15 protein-coding genes are annotated in these 13,464 nt (G+C 41.1%); 1 reads left to right on the top strand and 14 read right to left on the bottom strand.

The features are described 5' to 3' along the window. Positions 1-196: 196 nt before the first annotated feature. Positions 197-1,195, bottom strand: a complete 999-nt coding sequence (locus HMPREF1519_RS08865; RefSeq protein ID WP_022495912.1) for a hypothetical protein — start codon at positions 1,193-1,195, stop codon at positions 197-199. 256 nt (positions 1,196-1,451) lie between these two features. Here HMPREF1519_RS08865 and HMPREF1519_RS08870 point away from each other — a divergent pair, with 256 nt between their 5' ends. Beyond that, positions 1,452-1,772: a hypothetical protein gene (locus HMPREF1519_RS08870; RefSeq protein ID WP_022495911.1), complete on the top strand. Its 321-nt coding sequence runs from the start codon at positions 1,452-1,454 to the stop codon at positions 1,770-1,772. 49 nt (positions 1,773-1,821) lie between these two features. Here HMPREF1519_RS08870 and HMPREF1519_RS08875 read toward each other — a convergent pair whose 3' ends face one another. The 13 genes from HMPREF1519_RS08875 to HMPREF1519_RS08935 all read right to left on the bottom strand — a co-directional run bounded on the left by HMPREF1519_RS08875 (position 1,822) and on the right by HMPREF1519_RS08935 (position 13,428). Further along, positions 1,822-3,888 (bottom strand): cation:proton antiporter, encoded by a 2,067-nt coding sequence (locus HMPREF1519_RS08875; RefSeq protein ID WP_022495910.1) that lies wholly within the window; start codon positions 3,886-3,888, stop codon positions 1,822-1,824. Positions 3,889-3,896: 8 nt separating this feature from the next. Then, positions 3,897-4,139 carry a hypothetical protein gene (locus HMPREF1519_RS08880; RefSeq protein ID WP_022495909.1) on the bottom strand — a complete coding sequence of 81 codons (243 nt, stop codon included), beginning with the start codon at positions 4,137-4,139 and terminating at the stop codon, positions 3,897-3,899. Next, positions 4,136-4,684, bottom strand: a complete 549-nt coding sequence (locus tag HMPREF1519_RS08885; protein ID WP_022495908.1) for a tRNA (mnm(5)s(2)U34)-methyltransferase — start codon at positions 4,682-4,684, stop codon at positions 4,136-4,138. Before HMPREF1519_RS08885 ends, HMPREF1519_RS08880 begins: the two co-directional genes overlap by 4 nt. After that, complete coding sequence (locus HMPREF1519_RS08890) at positions 4,681-5,625, bottom strand: TIGR01212 family radical SAM protein (RefSeq protein ID WP_022495907.1); 945 nt, start codon at positions 5,623-5,625, stop codon at positions 4,681-4,683. Before HMPREF1519_RS08890 ends, HMPREF1519_RS08885 begins: the two co-directional genes overlap by 4 nt. An 83-nt stretch (positions 5,626-5,708) precedes the next feature. Then, positions 5,709-6,785, bottom strand: a complete 1,077-nt coding sequence (locus HMPREF1519_RS08895) for a SepM family pheromone-processing serine protease (RefSeq protein ID WP_004183329.1) — start codon at positions 6,783-6,785, stop codon at positions 5,709-5,711. Continuing rightward, positions 6,763-7,260 (bottom strand): pantetheine-phosphate adenylyltransferase, encoded by a 498-nt coding sequence (gene coaD, locus HMPREF1519_RS08900; RefSeq protein WP_022495906.1) that lies wholly within the window; start codon positions 7,258-7,260, stop codon positions 6,763-6,765. The genes HMPREF1519_RS08895 and coaD overlap by 23 nt, the downstream gene beginning before the upstream one ends. Positions 7,261-7,292: 32 nt before the next feature. Next, positions 7,293-7,892, bottom strand: a complete 600-nt coding sequence (rsmD, locus tag HMPREF1519_RS08905; protein ID WP_081721233.1) for a 16S rRNA (guanine(966)-N(2))-methyltransferase RsmD — start codon at positions 7,890-7,892, stop codon at positions 7,293-7,295. 90 nt (positions 7,893-7,982) lie between these two features. Beyond that, positions 7,983-8,936, bottom strand: a complete 954-nt coding sequence (gene trxB, locus HMPREF1519_RS08910; RefSeq protein ID WP_255296714.1) for a thioredoxin-disulfide reductase — start codon at positions 8,934-8,936, stop codon at positions 7,983-7,985. 32 nt (positions 8,937-8,968) lie between these two features. Beyond that, a complete protein-coding gene (locus HMPREF1519_RS08915) occupies positions 8,969-9,193 on the bottom strand; it encodes a DUF4059 family protein (protein ID WP_022495904.1) in 225 nt (74 codons plus the stop codon). 212 nt (positions 9,194-9,405) lie between these two features. Further along, the gene (locus HMPREF1519_RS08920; protein ID WP_022495903.1) at positions 9,406-10,149 is read right to left on the bottom strand and encodes an amino acid ABC transporter ATP-binding protein; all 744 of its coding nucleotides are present in this window, start codon (positions 10,147-10,149) and stop codon (positions 9,406-9,408) included. Continuing rightward, positions 10,149-10,895: an amino acid ABC transporter permease gene (locus HMPREF1519_RS08925; protein WP_118189357.1), complete on the bottom strand. Its 747-nt coding sequence runs from the start codon at positions 10,893-10,895 to the stop codon at positions 10,149-10,151. Before HMPREF1519_RS08925 ends, HMPREF1519_RS08920 begins: the two co-directional genes overlap by 1 nt. A gap of 597 nt (positions 10,896-11,492) precedes the next feature. Then, positions 11,493-12,323, bottom strand: a complete 831-nt coding sequence (locus HMPREF1519_RS08930; protein WP_014634974.1) for a transporter substrate-binding domain-containing protein — start codon at positions 12,321-12,323, stop codon at positions 11,493-11,495. A gap of 214 nt (positions 12,324-12,537) precedes the next feature. After that, positions 12,538-13,428 (bottom strand): hypothetical protein, encoded by an 891-nt coding sequence (locus HMPREF1519_RS08935; protein ID WP_014634975.1) that lies wholly within the window; start codon positions 13,426-13,428, stop codon positions 12,538-12,540. Positions 13,429-13,464 lie beyond the last annotated feature (36 nt).

A 13,464-nucleotide genomic window follows, 5' to 3' on the forward strand; every position in this document is an offset into this window, starting at 1 on the left:
ATCACTACTCCTCTTTTATTTTCGATACACCATACAAAATTAAGGCTGGAACGATAAGTTGTTCTATAGAACCATATGAAACAATGAATAGCCCAGCAACTACATATAGACGGTTTTTGTTAGCGATGCTTATAGCTCTTGGAAGCATCATAGTAGGAATTATGATTAATGGAGTCATAAGAATGAGTTGTATAAACTAATCAAGACCTGCTAAGGGATTAGGGTCGTTTATAGGATAGTAAAAGACAGAAGTTAAATTAACAACTAAATCCCTAAGCGCTAAAATAAAAGCGGTCCAAAGCCAAATTGAATCAGGGGCTAGATTTGATTGCTTTTGATTATTTGTATAATCATGATTTTTATGTTCTGGGCTCTCCGCATAATTATAAATCTTACGCTTTTCAACGACTGGTTTAGTCTTTTTCTCAACCAGCAGGTCTTTCTCCTTCAACTCAAGTCCATACTTCTTCTGCCATTTTTCAACTAGTGTTAAAGTGTTGCCGTTTACACGATAGGCAAGATAGAACGATACTGCTAGCAGAAACAGAGTGACATCAGTAATGATATGGTCAACCAAGAAGCCATAAATCAGCTCAAGTAAACTAATGGCTATGAGAAGGATTGAAGAGATTCTTAATTTCTTTTGGTTTATTTCAGTCATTAATGTAAGGAACAAAAATATACTTGCACACTCTAGAACAGGATACAGTATGTAAAAAATACCACTAATATCTTTTGTAGTAATCTTTACGTAGTGTGTAGCCCACATTACAGCAACCATTCCTAAGCCAAGAAGAGGAACAGAGGACTGCCAAGCTGACGGGCTTTTAAAGGAGGCTAAGAGCATCGGAAGTTCTGTCTTCTTCATCATAATGACGAGCCAAATTAGGCAAATAACAGTTAAAACTGGTGAAACCGACCAGGGTTTAAAAATGGAAGCCGGTACTATAAAATAGGTAACTAGCTGACAAATATGGAAGGCAAACACAGCTAAGATGCCCTCAACTTTCCGCTTGTCCTTCATAAGCCTAAAAACAAACCATATTAAAATAGCTTGCTGTGGAAGTTGAGAACTTAGCAAGGATACAGAATTGAGCGTTTCATACTCAAAATGCAAACCATAAGACCTAAGCATAGATAGAGCCAACAATACTTCAAAAAAGATAAGTATATAAAAGCAAATTTTTCTAGACATACAACCACCCCGCCTTTCATTTAATCTTAGAGAGAATATTTTTCAATACCATTATAGTCTTTTTATGTAAGCGTTTTATCCTTGTGGTGAACTATTTTCTCTTTTCTTTACTTGATTACAAAACGCTCCTTTTTTGACCGAATAGATTCTATAATTAACCACATAGACATATGATATTGTCTGCGAGGTAGCCTTTTGATAACTTAGTAGGTGTTAAAGTAAAAAAACTTTCAAACAAAGAAAACGAGGTAGAAACATGACTAAAGTAATAGGTTTTGGATTAATCGCTACAGCAATAACAGTTATCACTTACAGTATTCTCGGCTTCCCCAAAATGGAGGTGTCGCTTTGGCCACTATTTCCTGTTGTTCTATTTGCTTTCTTTGCAATAGAGAATCTTATCAAAAAAGATTATAAATCTAGCCTCATGAATACTTTGATTGGGTTAATGATTGCTAATGCAATCTATGACTTGCTCCCTATCTCAAATAGTATTCTGATTGTTGCAGGAATCCTAACATGCCTAGGCCTAAGTTTTCTTTTTCCAAATCACGATACAGATAAAGAGAGACATTAAAAAGAAGCCAAAATTTTTCTTGGCTTCTTTTTGTAATAACATCCATTGTTTAGGCCCGACCTCGAGCCAGATTAATCATATCATAGGTTAACGTGTTGCTAGTTTCTTTGAGAGAGTAATCCTCCAAAGTATTGACTTCCTTACGAAGCTGCTTGGCATAACGGCTAGAAATAAGTTCAGCCTGCTCGTACTCGTTGATAACCTTACGTTCCAAATAGTAGCCACGCAACATTTCATCAATATTGTCTGGATGAAGATGGGTGATAACCCGCTCAACAAAGGCACCTGATTGAATAATCTCAGCCTCTTGAAGGCGACTGCGTTTCAGATAAGACAAGAGATCTGAATGATAAACACCTTCCAGATTACTCAGGGCTTCCAAAATCTGCTCAGTATTTGTCAAATAGAGCTCAGCTATATGGTCACGATTCTCCTCGGTCAAACGAGTAACACCCAGCATCTCATCATGATCAAGGCTAAACCTAAAGGTTAAAACCAAGTGTAAGAGTCTACGAAGGCCACGCACAAAGACAACGAAGGCATAAGAAAGACTGGAAACAAAGCCACGGTTGATACGACGCTCCAACCCCTTGATATAACGTTGATAAAGGTTATATTCGAGTTCAGAAATCTTGCCCTTCTTGTAAGCATATTCCAGGCCTTCACTCTCGATTTCCATGATCATGACACGGATATTGGCCAACTCTTCTTTGACATTATTGGATTCCTGCTCCAAGATTAGATTTTCCAAGCGTTGGTTATAATTGTCAATAGTCGCATAGATAGCCCCTTGATGTTTAGACTGCTTGAGGTCCTTCTCTAGCTCTCCAACAACATCATTGAGAATGGCAATCTGCATATAATGGTTGGTCGTGTGAGCTGGTCCAGTGGCTAACTTAGGTAGGACTAAGATACCAGTTAAGAAACTCAATAAGGTTACACCCGCTACTGTAAAGAGCAAGAGACTATGTTCCAGAGCAGTCATATTGGCAACCGGAAGCAAAAGAATGGTTGCAATCGAAACTGTTCCTTTGACACCAGAAAAGGTTAAAAGAGTAGCACTCTTCCAGATTTTCTTCAATGGTCGTTTGGTCCGCCAAGATCTTTGGGCAAAAACTGCACTAATCATAACAAAGCGAATGCCAAACATAGTCGCTGTTAAGAGGACGATAGCAAGAAGCATCCAGAGATTATCGTAGGTACTACTACGTAGCACTGGAGCTGCCAAGCTCGGCAGTTCCGTACCCAAGAGGAAAAAGACCATGCCATTAAGCATAAAGGTAATGGTTCCCCAAATCGTATGGGAAACATTATCCAGCTTGGCATCAAAAACGGTGATTTTTTTGAAACGACTGGCAAGCGAGATCCCTGCTACTACCACAGCAATAATTCCAGAAGCATGAATTTCCTCAGCGACAAAGTAAGAAGAAATCGGTAATACTAACTCTAGTAAGAGGGCACCTGTAACATCTGCAGCATCCATATTGTCCAAAATGGTCAAAAAGAGGCGATTAAATAAGGCTGTAATCAAGCCAACTAAAAAACCACCAAGCACAGAAATAAGCAAATTCCAGCTCGCACCAAGTAGGGAGAAGGCACCTGTCGTCAAAGCAGTCACTGCCACCTGAAAGGCAACCAAGCCAGAGGCATCGTTTAGAAGACCTTCCCCCTGCAAAATGTAGCTAATCCACTTTGGAAAACTGAAACGTTTAGAAATAGCTGAATAGGCTACTAAATCCGTTGGCCCAAGAGCCGCCCCAATGGCTAGGCAGGCAGACAAAGGCACAGCAGCAGGCAAGACGGCCTTAGCAAGATAACCGATTCCTAGCGTCGAGACAAAGATCACTGGAAATATCAAAAATAGAATCAACTTCCAGTTGCGTAAAATACTAGTAATATCACTCTCTCCACCTTCACGAAACAGCAAAGGAGCAATAATAAATGCTAGAAAAAGTTCTGTTTCAAGCTCAAAAGCTTTCCCTTTAAAAAGTAAACTGATACCCACTCCAAAAATAATTTGAATCAAGGGTAAGGGCAGACGAGGGAAAACACGATTGATAACATTCGATAATATCAAGCTAAAAAGAAGAACAAGCAAAGCTAATGATAAATGCATAGCTCCTCCTACCCTTCCTTATGGCAACAATTTGAGAATAATTCTTTTTGCTTACTAATCTTTTTATCAATAGCAGTCACGTCTTCCTTGGCCAAAAGTTTATGACAACGTTCGACCTCAAGACTAGCTAGTTTCTTCTTAATTTTAGCTGTTTTACGATTATCGACCTTCTTCAAAGTGTCCTCATCGCCCTGTTTATCTATATATTTGGCCTGCATATTTGCAAGTTTTTCTTTAATATCTGTAATCATTGTAATTTCTCCAACATCACCAAAAATGGTGGGGTATTAATTTGATTGAGGGGTTGGTAAAGCATGGCTGTAAAATCACGCTGATTTAAACCGATAACGTACTCAAGCACAGCATCCTTCTCCATATCGCCACCATTATGACCGTAGTAAATCATAATAGCCAAGCGACCACCAACCTCTAAGCGGTCAAGAATCTTCTCAATGGCCTCAAGAGTCGTGTGGGGCTTGGTGATGACACTCTTGTCTGCAGATGGCAGATAGCCCAAATTGAAAATAGCCGCTCGAATAGGCTCCGTAACATAACGATCAAGATTTTCATGACCATCTAAAATGAGTTCTGCATTTTCAATTTCCAAGTCTAACAAGCGTTGACGAGTCTTTTCAAGTGCCTGCTCCTGCACGTCAAAGGCATAAACCTTTTTAGCAAGACCAGCCAGAAAGGCTGTATCGTTCCCATTTCCCATGGTTGCATCAACAGCGACACTCTCATCGTCCAGCACTTCTGCTAAAAAGTCATGAGACAGATGAATCGGACGTTTAATCATGCTTTTTCCTCCTTCTTGCTAGCTACTTTGCATCCTTGCCATGAGTCGCGACGTTCCATCTCTTTGTCAATGGCATTGAGGACCTCCCACTTGTTGAGACTCCACATAGGACCAATCAACATATCTCGTGGCGCATCACCAGTGATACGATGAATGACGATATCCTGAGGGATAATTTCCAATTGGTCACAGATGATGGACACATACTCTTCCTGACTCAGTAATTTAAGACGCCCCTCATGGTAGTCTCTTTGCATACGCGTATTGGTCATCAGGTGGAGGAGGTGGAGTTTAATCCCCTGAATGTCATTGTCTGTCACACAACGGCGAACATTTTCCACCATCATCTCGTGGGTTTCCCCTGGCAGCCCATTAATCAGATGCGACACAATCTCAGCCTTTGGCGCACGCTCACGCACACGCTTAACCGTCTCCACATAGAGATCATAGCTGTGTGCTCGGTTAATGAGCTCTGACGTTTCTTCATAAGTCGTCTGCAAGCCAAGTTCGACGGTCACATGCATACGTTCTGTGAGTTCTGCCAGATAATCAATCACATCGTCTGGCAAACAGTCTGGGCGGGTACCGATATTGATACCAACAACACCAGGCTCATTGATAGCCTGTTCGTAGCGCTCCTTGATAACTTCAAGCGGCGCGTGGGTATTGGTAAAGTTTTGAAAATAAACCAGATATTTCTGAACTTCTGGCCACTTGCGGTGCATGAAGTCAATCTCATGGTAAAATTGCTCACGAATCGGTGCCTCAGGTGCTACAATAGCATCCCCAGACCCCGATACCGTACAAAAGGTACAGCCACCGTGGGCCACTGTGCCATCACGATTGGGACAATCAAAACCCGCATCAATTGGTAGTTTGAAAATCTTTTCGCCAAAAATCTCACGATAGTAATCATTGACTGTTCTATAACGTTTTTTCATAAAGACTATTATAACACTTTGACCTAAAAAAGAGAGTAAGACTCAGACAAAAATCATGGATCTCTGCCTGTCCTACTCTCTTCTTATTTAGTCTTTTTCAAATAATCAATAGCTTCTTGAGCTGTTTTAACAGGGACGATTTTCATCTTGGTTCCCAGTTTCTTAGCAGCTTCCTTGGCCTCTTGATAGTTAGTCTTGGCATCCGGATCAGCCTTTTTCATTTCCTTGGTTACTGGATTATTTGGTACAAAGAAAATGTCTGCACCACTATCAGCCGCTGATTTCACCTTAAGGTAGGCACCACCGATATCACCGACAGAACCATCCTTTTCAATGGTTCCTGTTCCAGCAATCTTACGACCAGCCTTGAGATCTTGACCAGACACCTGATCGTAAATAGCTAGGGTAAACATAAGACCCGCACTTGGTCCACCAACACCATCAAGTTTAAACTTCACATTTTCAGGACTCTTGACCTCGGTATGATCTGTCAAACCGATACCAATACCATTTTTACCATTGGCAATCTTGATAATCTTACCAGTAGCAGTCTTTTCTTTGTCATCTGTCGTATAAGTGACCTTGACTTTTGAACCCAGCTTAAGACCTTGAACGTATTTTATCAAATCAGCAGAGTTATCAAAAGACTTGCCATTGACAGCTGTCACCGTATCCGCAATATTAAGGACACCCTTGAAGCTAGAATCATCAGCCACCTGAAGCACATAAACACCCATATACTCCAAGCTAGCCTCCTTACCAGCCAGAGTCAAGCCCTGATAAATCGCTTGGTTTTGGGAAGTCTCCATGTAAAATTGGTTGATACGCATGAAATCTTCATCAGAGTAATTTCCAGTTGCCTCTTCAGCTGTTTGAAGCTTTGCAAAATCATTAAGCTGAGCATAGAGCATCAAGGCCAAAGTCGCCTTGGTTTGGGCCACCGCCACAAAATTGTAGGATCCTTTTGAATCATCAGCTTTCTTATCTACAGTCAAGACTTCCTTAGTATCAAAAGCACCACCCGGAAGCTCAACATAATAATTATTTAGCGGAAAAAAGAGGGCAAATAGGAGGAAAAGTACCGTAAAAATACTTAACAACCACCACTTAATCCGCCAAATTTTCCCTAATAGTGATTTAGATTCGTTCTTGTTTGCCACGCTTGGCCTCCACTTCCTTAACAACTGCTTGAGGAACATAGAAACTAATGTCCCCCTCAAAATAAATCAACTCACGCACACGACTTGAAGAGACTGGTGTTACCTCATGACTGGCAATCAAATAAACTGTTTCTAACTCAGGTGCCAACCCCTTATTGAAATAATCCATATTGGCCTCATAGTCAAAATCTGTCGCATTACGAAGACCTCGGACCAAATAAGTCACCCCAAGATCACTAGCGACATCTACAGCCAAACTATCGTGAGCCGTTATAACCTTGACATTGGGAAAATCTGCCACGACCTCTTCCAAGATACGCTTGCGAGTCTCCACGTCCCAGAAGCCCTGCTTATTTTTATTATAAAAGAGACCGATATAAAGCTCATCAAAGAGCTTGCTGGCTCTGGCAATAATATCCATATGCCCATTAGTAATCGGATCAAAAGACCCCGTAAACATAGCAATCTTTGTCATAGCATTCCTTTCTACAACTTCCCTATCAAAGGCTAACGCACGTATACGGTCACCTTACTGATACCATAGGTTTTCTGCTTCCAAATCCCAAAGTTTGAAATTTCTTCAGGTAAGTCCACAGCCTTATCAGTTTCACAAACCAACATAACTTCCTCAGCCAAGAGCCCTTGCTCCTCTAACTGAGTAATATTAGCCACAATCTGCTCTTTGGCATAAGGCGGATCTAAAAGCACCAAGTCAAATTGACCCGTCAATTGTGTCAATGCACGCGCTGCATCCATCTTCAAAAGTTGAAACTGCTTCTCACTCTTGGTCATCTTGATATTTTCCTGGATAATAGCTTGTGCCCGACGATCCTTTTCCACGAGGACAGCAGACGACATACCACGACTGATAGCCTCAATAGCCAGGCTACCGCTCCCAGAAAAGAGATCCAAAACACGCCCTCCATCAAAGAAAGGACCAATCATATTGAAAATGGCACCCTTGACCTTGTCCGTTGTTGGACGAGTCGTTTTGCCTTCTAACGTTTTAAGCGGACGTCCGCCAAATTCACCTGCTACAACACGCAAGTCAGTCACCTCGTTTTTACTGATTTTTAGTAAGACTTTTCTATTATACCAAAAAACCACACATAGATGTTGCTCCAAAGGAGGCTAGAATGGCTAAAGAGCATCAAACAAACACAAAAAACTCGAGAACCTCCCGAGTTTCCATTCATGTTACTTATCACCAAGTGCAGTCACGTAGTTGTAGGCTTCGATACCAGCTGTGGCACCATCCCCTACGGCTGTTGTAATTTGGCGAAGGTCTTTCTGGCGGACATCCCCAATGGCAAAGATACCAGGAATACGTGTCGCCATCTTATCATCTGTAATTACCCAACCATCTTGGTCAGTGATGTCGAGACCTGTCAAGTAATCTGAAACTGGATCAAGTCCCACATAAACAAAGACACCGCCAAATTCGTGGTTAGTCACCTCACCAGTTTTGACATTCTTGATATCAACACTGCGAACCTTGATGTCATCACCCTTGATTTCTTCAACGACTGAGTCCCAGATAAACTTGACTTTCTCATTGGCGAAGGCACGGTCTTGAAGAACCTTTTGAGCACGCAATTCATCACGACGGTGAACAATGGTCACGCTATTGGCAAAGCGTGTCAAATAAATTCCTTCTTCAACGGCAGAGTCTCCACCACCAACGACCAAGAGGTCTTGATTACGGAAGAAGGCACCATCACAGACCGCACAGTAAGATACCCCACGGCTGTTGTACTCTTCTTCGCCAGCAACACCAATGTGGCGATGTTTGGCACCAGTCGCAATGATAACTGTCTTGGTTTGGTACTCTTCATCACCAGTTTTGACAACTTTATAGTCACCCTTGTCTTCGATACCAGACACGATACCATAAAGATTTTCAACGCCCAATTTTTCCAAGGGTTCGAACATCTTCATTGACAATTCTGGACCAGAAATACTTTCAAAACCAGGGTAATTTTCAATATCAGACGTGTTATTCATCTGTCCACCAGGAGCACCTTGCTCCAAAGTTGCCACTTTAAGGTTGGCACGTGCTGCATAGAGTGCTGCAGTCATCCCCGCAGGACCAGCTCCAATAACAATTGTATCGTACATGAGTAACTCCTTATATGATTTTCTTGTAGAGATATCTTACACCTAATGTGCCAACAAAGCTAGAATTATGCATTCAGCACGATAAGAATCGCCATAAAAGCAAATGCCAAAACGGGAATCGAAACCATCGACATCATAATAGCATCATAGAGGGCACCTTGACGCTCCTTAACAGTTTTGTCTGCACGACGTAAGGCACGCCATCCAAGCCAAATGGCACCAATCACCAAGCACATAAAGAAAGCAATCACAAGGCCTAAGAGGTAAAATTTAAAAATATTTAATAACATAAAACATCCTAAAGTGAGAAATAGAAAAGGCTGAGATAACATTCTCCAACCTCTGAATTCGACTAGTAATAACTGCGCGATGCAGTATCTGACTTGACACTTAGTCACCTTTGAGGTTTTCAAAAGCTCCTAATCATCCTAGTGGGAGTTTAACTATGGACTAAAATGTAGCCCCATCCCATTACCTTTTCTATTGTAACAAAAATCCCATCTTAAAGATATTGTTTTGAATAAGAAGCGAAAAATTCTTTTGTTCGTTCTTCTTTCGGATGGTTAAAGATTTCATCAGGTGTTCCTTGTTCAAGGATATGCCCTTTTTCAAGGAAGAGTACCTTGTCAGCCACTTGATAAACAAAGTTCATGTCGTGACTGACCAAAATCATGGTTTGACCTGACTTAGCTGCATCAGCGATTGATTTTTCAACCTCACCAACCAACTCAGGGTCAAGGGCAGATGTTGGTTCGTCAAGCAAGAGCACATCTGGCTTCATAGCAAGGGCACGGGCCAAGGCCACACGTTGCTTTTGACCACCTGACAAGTGACGTGGGTAGTGATTTTCGCGATTTGAAAGTCCAACCTTAGCAAGCTCTTCTTTGGCAATCTTAGTAGCTTCTTCGTCAGAAAGTTTCTTAACAATCTTAAGACCTTCCTTAACATTATCCAAGGCTGTACGACGTTCAAAGAGGTTGAACTGTTGGAAAACCATGGCCAACTTACGGCGAAGCGTAAGAATTTGTTCTTTAGTGATAGTCTTGAAGTCTACTTTAAAATCATCAATGGTAATAGTGCCAGAATCAGGTTGTTCCAAATAGTTCAAGCTACGAAGGATAGTTGACTTACCTGCACCAGAGGCACCGACAAGCGCTACAACTTCACCTTTTTTAATATCGAAGTTAATGCCATCAAGAACCTTTTGGCCTGAAAATTCCTTGGTCAAATTTTTGATGCTAATCATTAGCGGTCCCCTCCAATTCCAGAAATGTCAGTCGCTTCAGGCGCCTTAATAGCCATATGATTTTCAACCGAACGACCAATATACTCAATCAAGATTGAGATTACCCAGTATACAAGGGCTACTGAGATATAACGTTCAAAGTAACGGTAGTCAGCACCACCCAAGATTTGAGCCTGTGCATACATTTCAACGATACCCGCACTAAAGGCAAGTGATGTTCCCTTAGTCAAACCAATCAAACTGTTAATCAAACTTGGTGTCGCAATAACAGCGGCATTTGGAATAATAACACGACGGTAAACCTGTGCCGATGTCATCCCAAGAGAACGGGCTGCTTCGATTTCCCCCGCATCAACAGCTTGAATTGCTGCACGAATGGTTTCACTCATGTAGGCTGCTTCGTTAAAGGCAAAGGCTGTAATGGCAAAGATAGCTGGTGGAATCTCATTAATGTTCCAATCTAAACCAAACTCACCATTCAAGTAACGAAGGAAGAGTGGAATACCATAGTAAGTCAACATGAGTTGTACAAGGATTGGTGTCCCACGTAAGAAGCTTACAAAAACTGCTTGAATCGGATAAAGGATACGTACTCGATTGATCTTAACGACCGCAAAGACAAGGGCCAAAATCAAACCGAAGAAAGCACCTGCAATGGTCAAGCCCAAAGTTAAAGGCAAGCGTTCCACAATCTTAGGAACAGCATCGAAGACTGCCTTCCATGAGAAGAGTTTACCAGCTGGCATCCAAGATGAAATCCACTTGAAGACAATCGTAACCAGTTGCAAAATATAACCCCAAAGAATTTCTACTAGCCAAGACAAGGGAATGGCTAAAGTAACTGCTACTGCCAAACCAACCAAACCCATGATAACTTGGAGATACCAAGGTGACCGATTAAATGCTTCTATACTCTTTTTCACAATGTCGCCCTTTCTTTCTAAAAAAGTAGGTTAGCCTAGTGCTAACCGTCCAATTATCTTATCATAAATTCTATAGTATTCATTTTAGCACGACTCAGAAAGTCTGTGAAATAGTCTTTTCTTATCATAGTGATAAGAAAATCGTATCACTGATAGCAATACCTTATTAAGACTAAGAAGATTTGAACTAATTCCTTATTTCACGAACAAAGTGAGCATAAACCGAGGCTTTCCGACGTGAGAAAAACACCTGAAACTTTAAAGTTTCAGGTGTTCGGAAGTTTTGAGACCTTAGGCTCAAAACTTAGTCATGGAGCTTCGACGAAGGTCGCTGACGTCCGTCATCACCTCAGGAAAGCCTCAAAAGAAAGCTTTGTGTTCAATTCAAAGCTGAGACAGCAGTCTCAACTTTTAACAGTCTTATTTCAAATCACTGACGTAATCGCCACCGAAGTATTCCTTGCTGAGTTTGGCAAGGGTTCCATCCTTCTTAAGCTCTTTGATACGCTTATTAACAAAGGCCTTGAGTTCCTTACCTTGCTTATCATTTGAGAATAGAAGATATTCAAGACCATCAGTCTTCATACCAATATCGTCTTTAATCTTGTTTACAGCTAGCTTATAGCCTTGATCTTTGACAATGTACTCAGACGAAATGGCATCGTAAAGGATAAAATCAATTTTTCCTTCTTGAATGTGTTGAATACGTGTTGAAAGACCCGTTGAGCTAGAAGCATAGTTGATAGTAATTGGTGTCTTGTCCGCATTGGCATGGTTCCAATTTTCAAGCAACTGAGCATAATTAGAGCCAGGAAGCACCTCTGTCGTCTTACCAGACAAATCATCTAGGCTGGTAAACTTGGTACCCTCAGCACTAGTGATGGCATAGTTAGAACGTGAAATCGGATCTGAGAAACCATATTTCTGAGCACGTTCTTCATTGTAGTTGAAGTCGTTAGCCGCAATCTGATAACGTCCAGAATCCACCCCTGTCAAGATGGAATCAAAAGGTGTCGTCACAAACTTGACCTCATACTTGTCCGAATCCTTGAAAATAGCCTTGACCAAATCAATATCATAACCCTTGAAGTCGTCGCCTTTTTTGAAAGTGAAAGGCGCCGTATCAGAGTCTGTCGCAACAGTAATCGTCTGCTTTTCACCAGATGCCTTACTGTCACTCTTGTTCCCACAAGCAGCCAAAGTCAAAACCGACAAGCCAAGAATCCCTAAACCTGTAAGCCATTTTTTCATATCTATAATCCTCGATACTTTCATTAATAGTTAGTGATAACAGTTTATCATCTTCCTACAAACTCGTCTAATAATAAAATCCTAAGAGGTGATAGATAAAGGTTATAGGGGAATCGATACAACGAACAATAAGAAAAGAGCTGCCACTGGTGTGACAACTCTTCTCGCCCAAAAAAGCTTTCTGTACATGTTTAACATCAAATGCAATAAAACTCTATTTTTCCTTACTTGATGACTTACTGCTTGAATCGCTACTGTCTTCAGGTTGATAATCTGATAAATTCTTATGGATGCGTTCAGCGTAAACAGCTCTGCTTCCTGATTCATCATGATCGACCAAAGCTTCGGCAAGCTCTTTATAATCTTCTATAGAAATCGTCCAGTTGCCTCCATCATCTTTGGTAAGCTTGAAGGTCTTTTCTAGATTATCAGCACCTGTCAAAGGTGTATAGGCCATTTCTTTATCAATATCCTTAAATTGTGTCAAATCTCCGTTAAAGTTTTCACCATAAAGGAATTTCGTTGTGAGATCTTTGGCTTTACCTTTTTCCACATCGTTGTTATCAGCTTGATTCCATTGTTTCAACTTGTCAATGTCGTTGTCATAGAGACTCATAAGGAGAGTACGAACAGCAGCTGCAGCACCATAGGCACTAACAGAGCGTGAAGTAAAGGTAACTGTCGCTTCATTTCCTTTAACTTTGACATCCTTCAGCTTATAGTCCTGAATCTTACCAATCATATTACGACGGACCTTAAGGAACTTAGAAAGCACTTGGGTTGGAGTCTTGGCATCATAGCCTTCAATGTATTTAAATGTATACTTTTCTTCCGGTGTATAGCCCTTTTCTTCGATAGTATCTGCAACTTGTTTTTCAAAGACTTTCGTTTCAGTCCAGGTTTCGTAATTTTCACCGTATAGTTTTGAAAAACCGTTACTAGATTTTCCAAGCATAGTATCAATTAAGACTGTCGCATCAGCCTTGGCACGTTCTGTCGGAGTTGGTGTCGCTTTTTTCTTCTCAGCTGGCTTATTGGAAGCACAAGCTACGAGAAGCAAGCAAGCTGCCAGAATCAGTCCTAAATAGGTAAGAACTTTTTTCATTAAGATTATTCCCTCATTTCTTTTAGTTACTATTTA

The organism is Streptococcus sp. SR4, from assembly GCF_000517725.1.
Taxonomy (GTDB): Bacteria; Bacillota; Bacilli; order Lactobacillales; family Streptococcaceae; genus Streptococcus; species Streptococcus salivarius_F.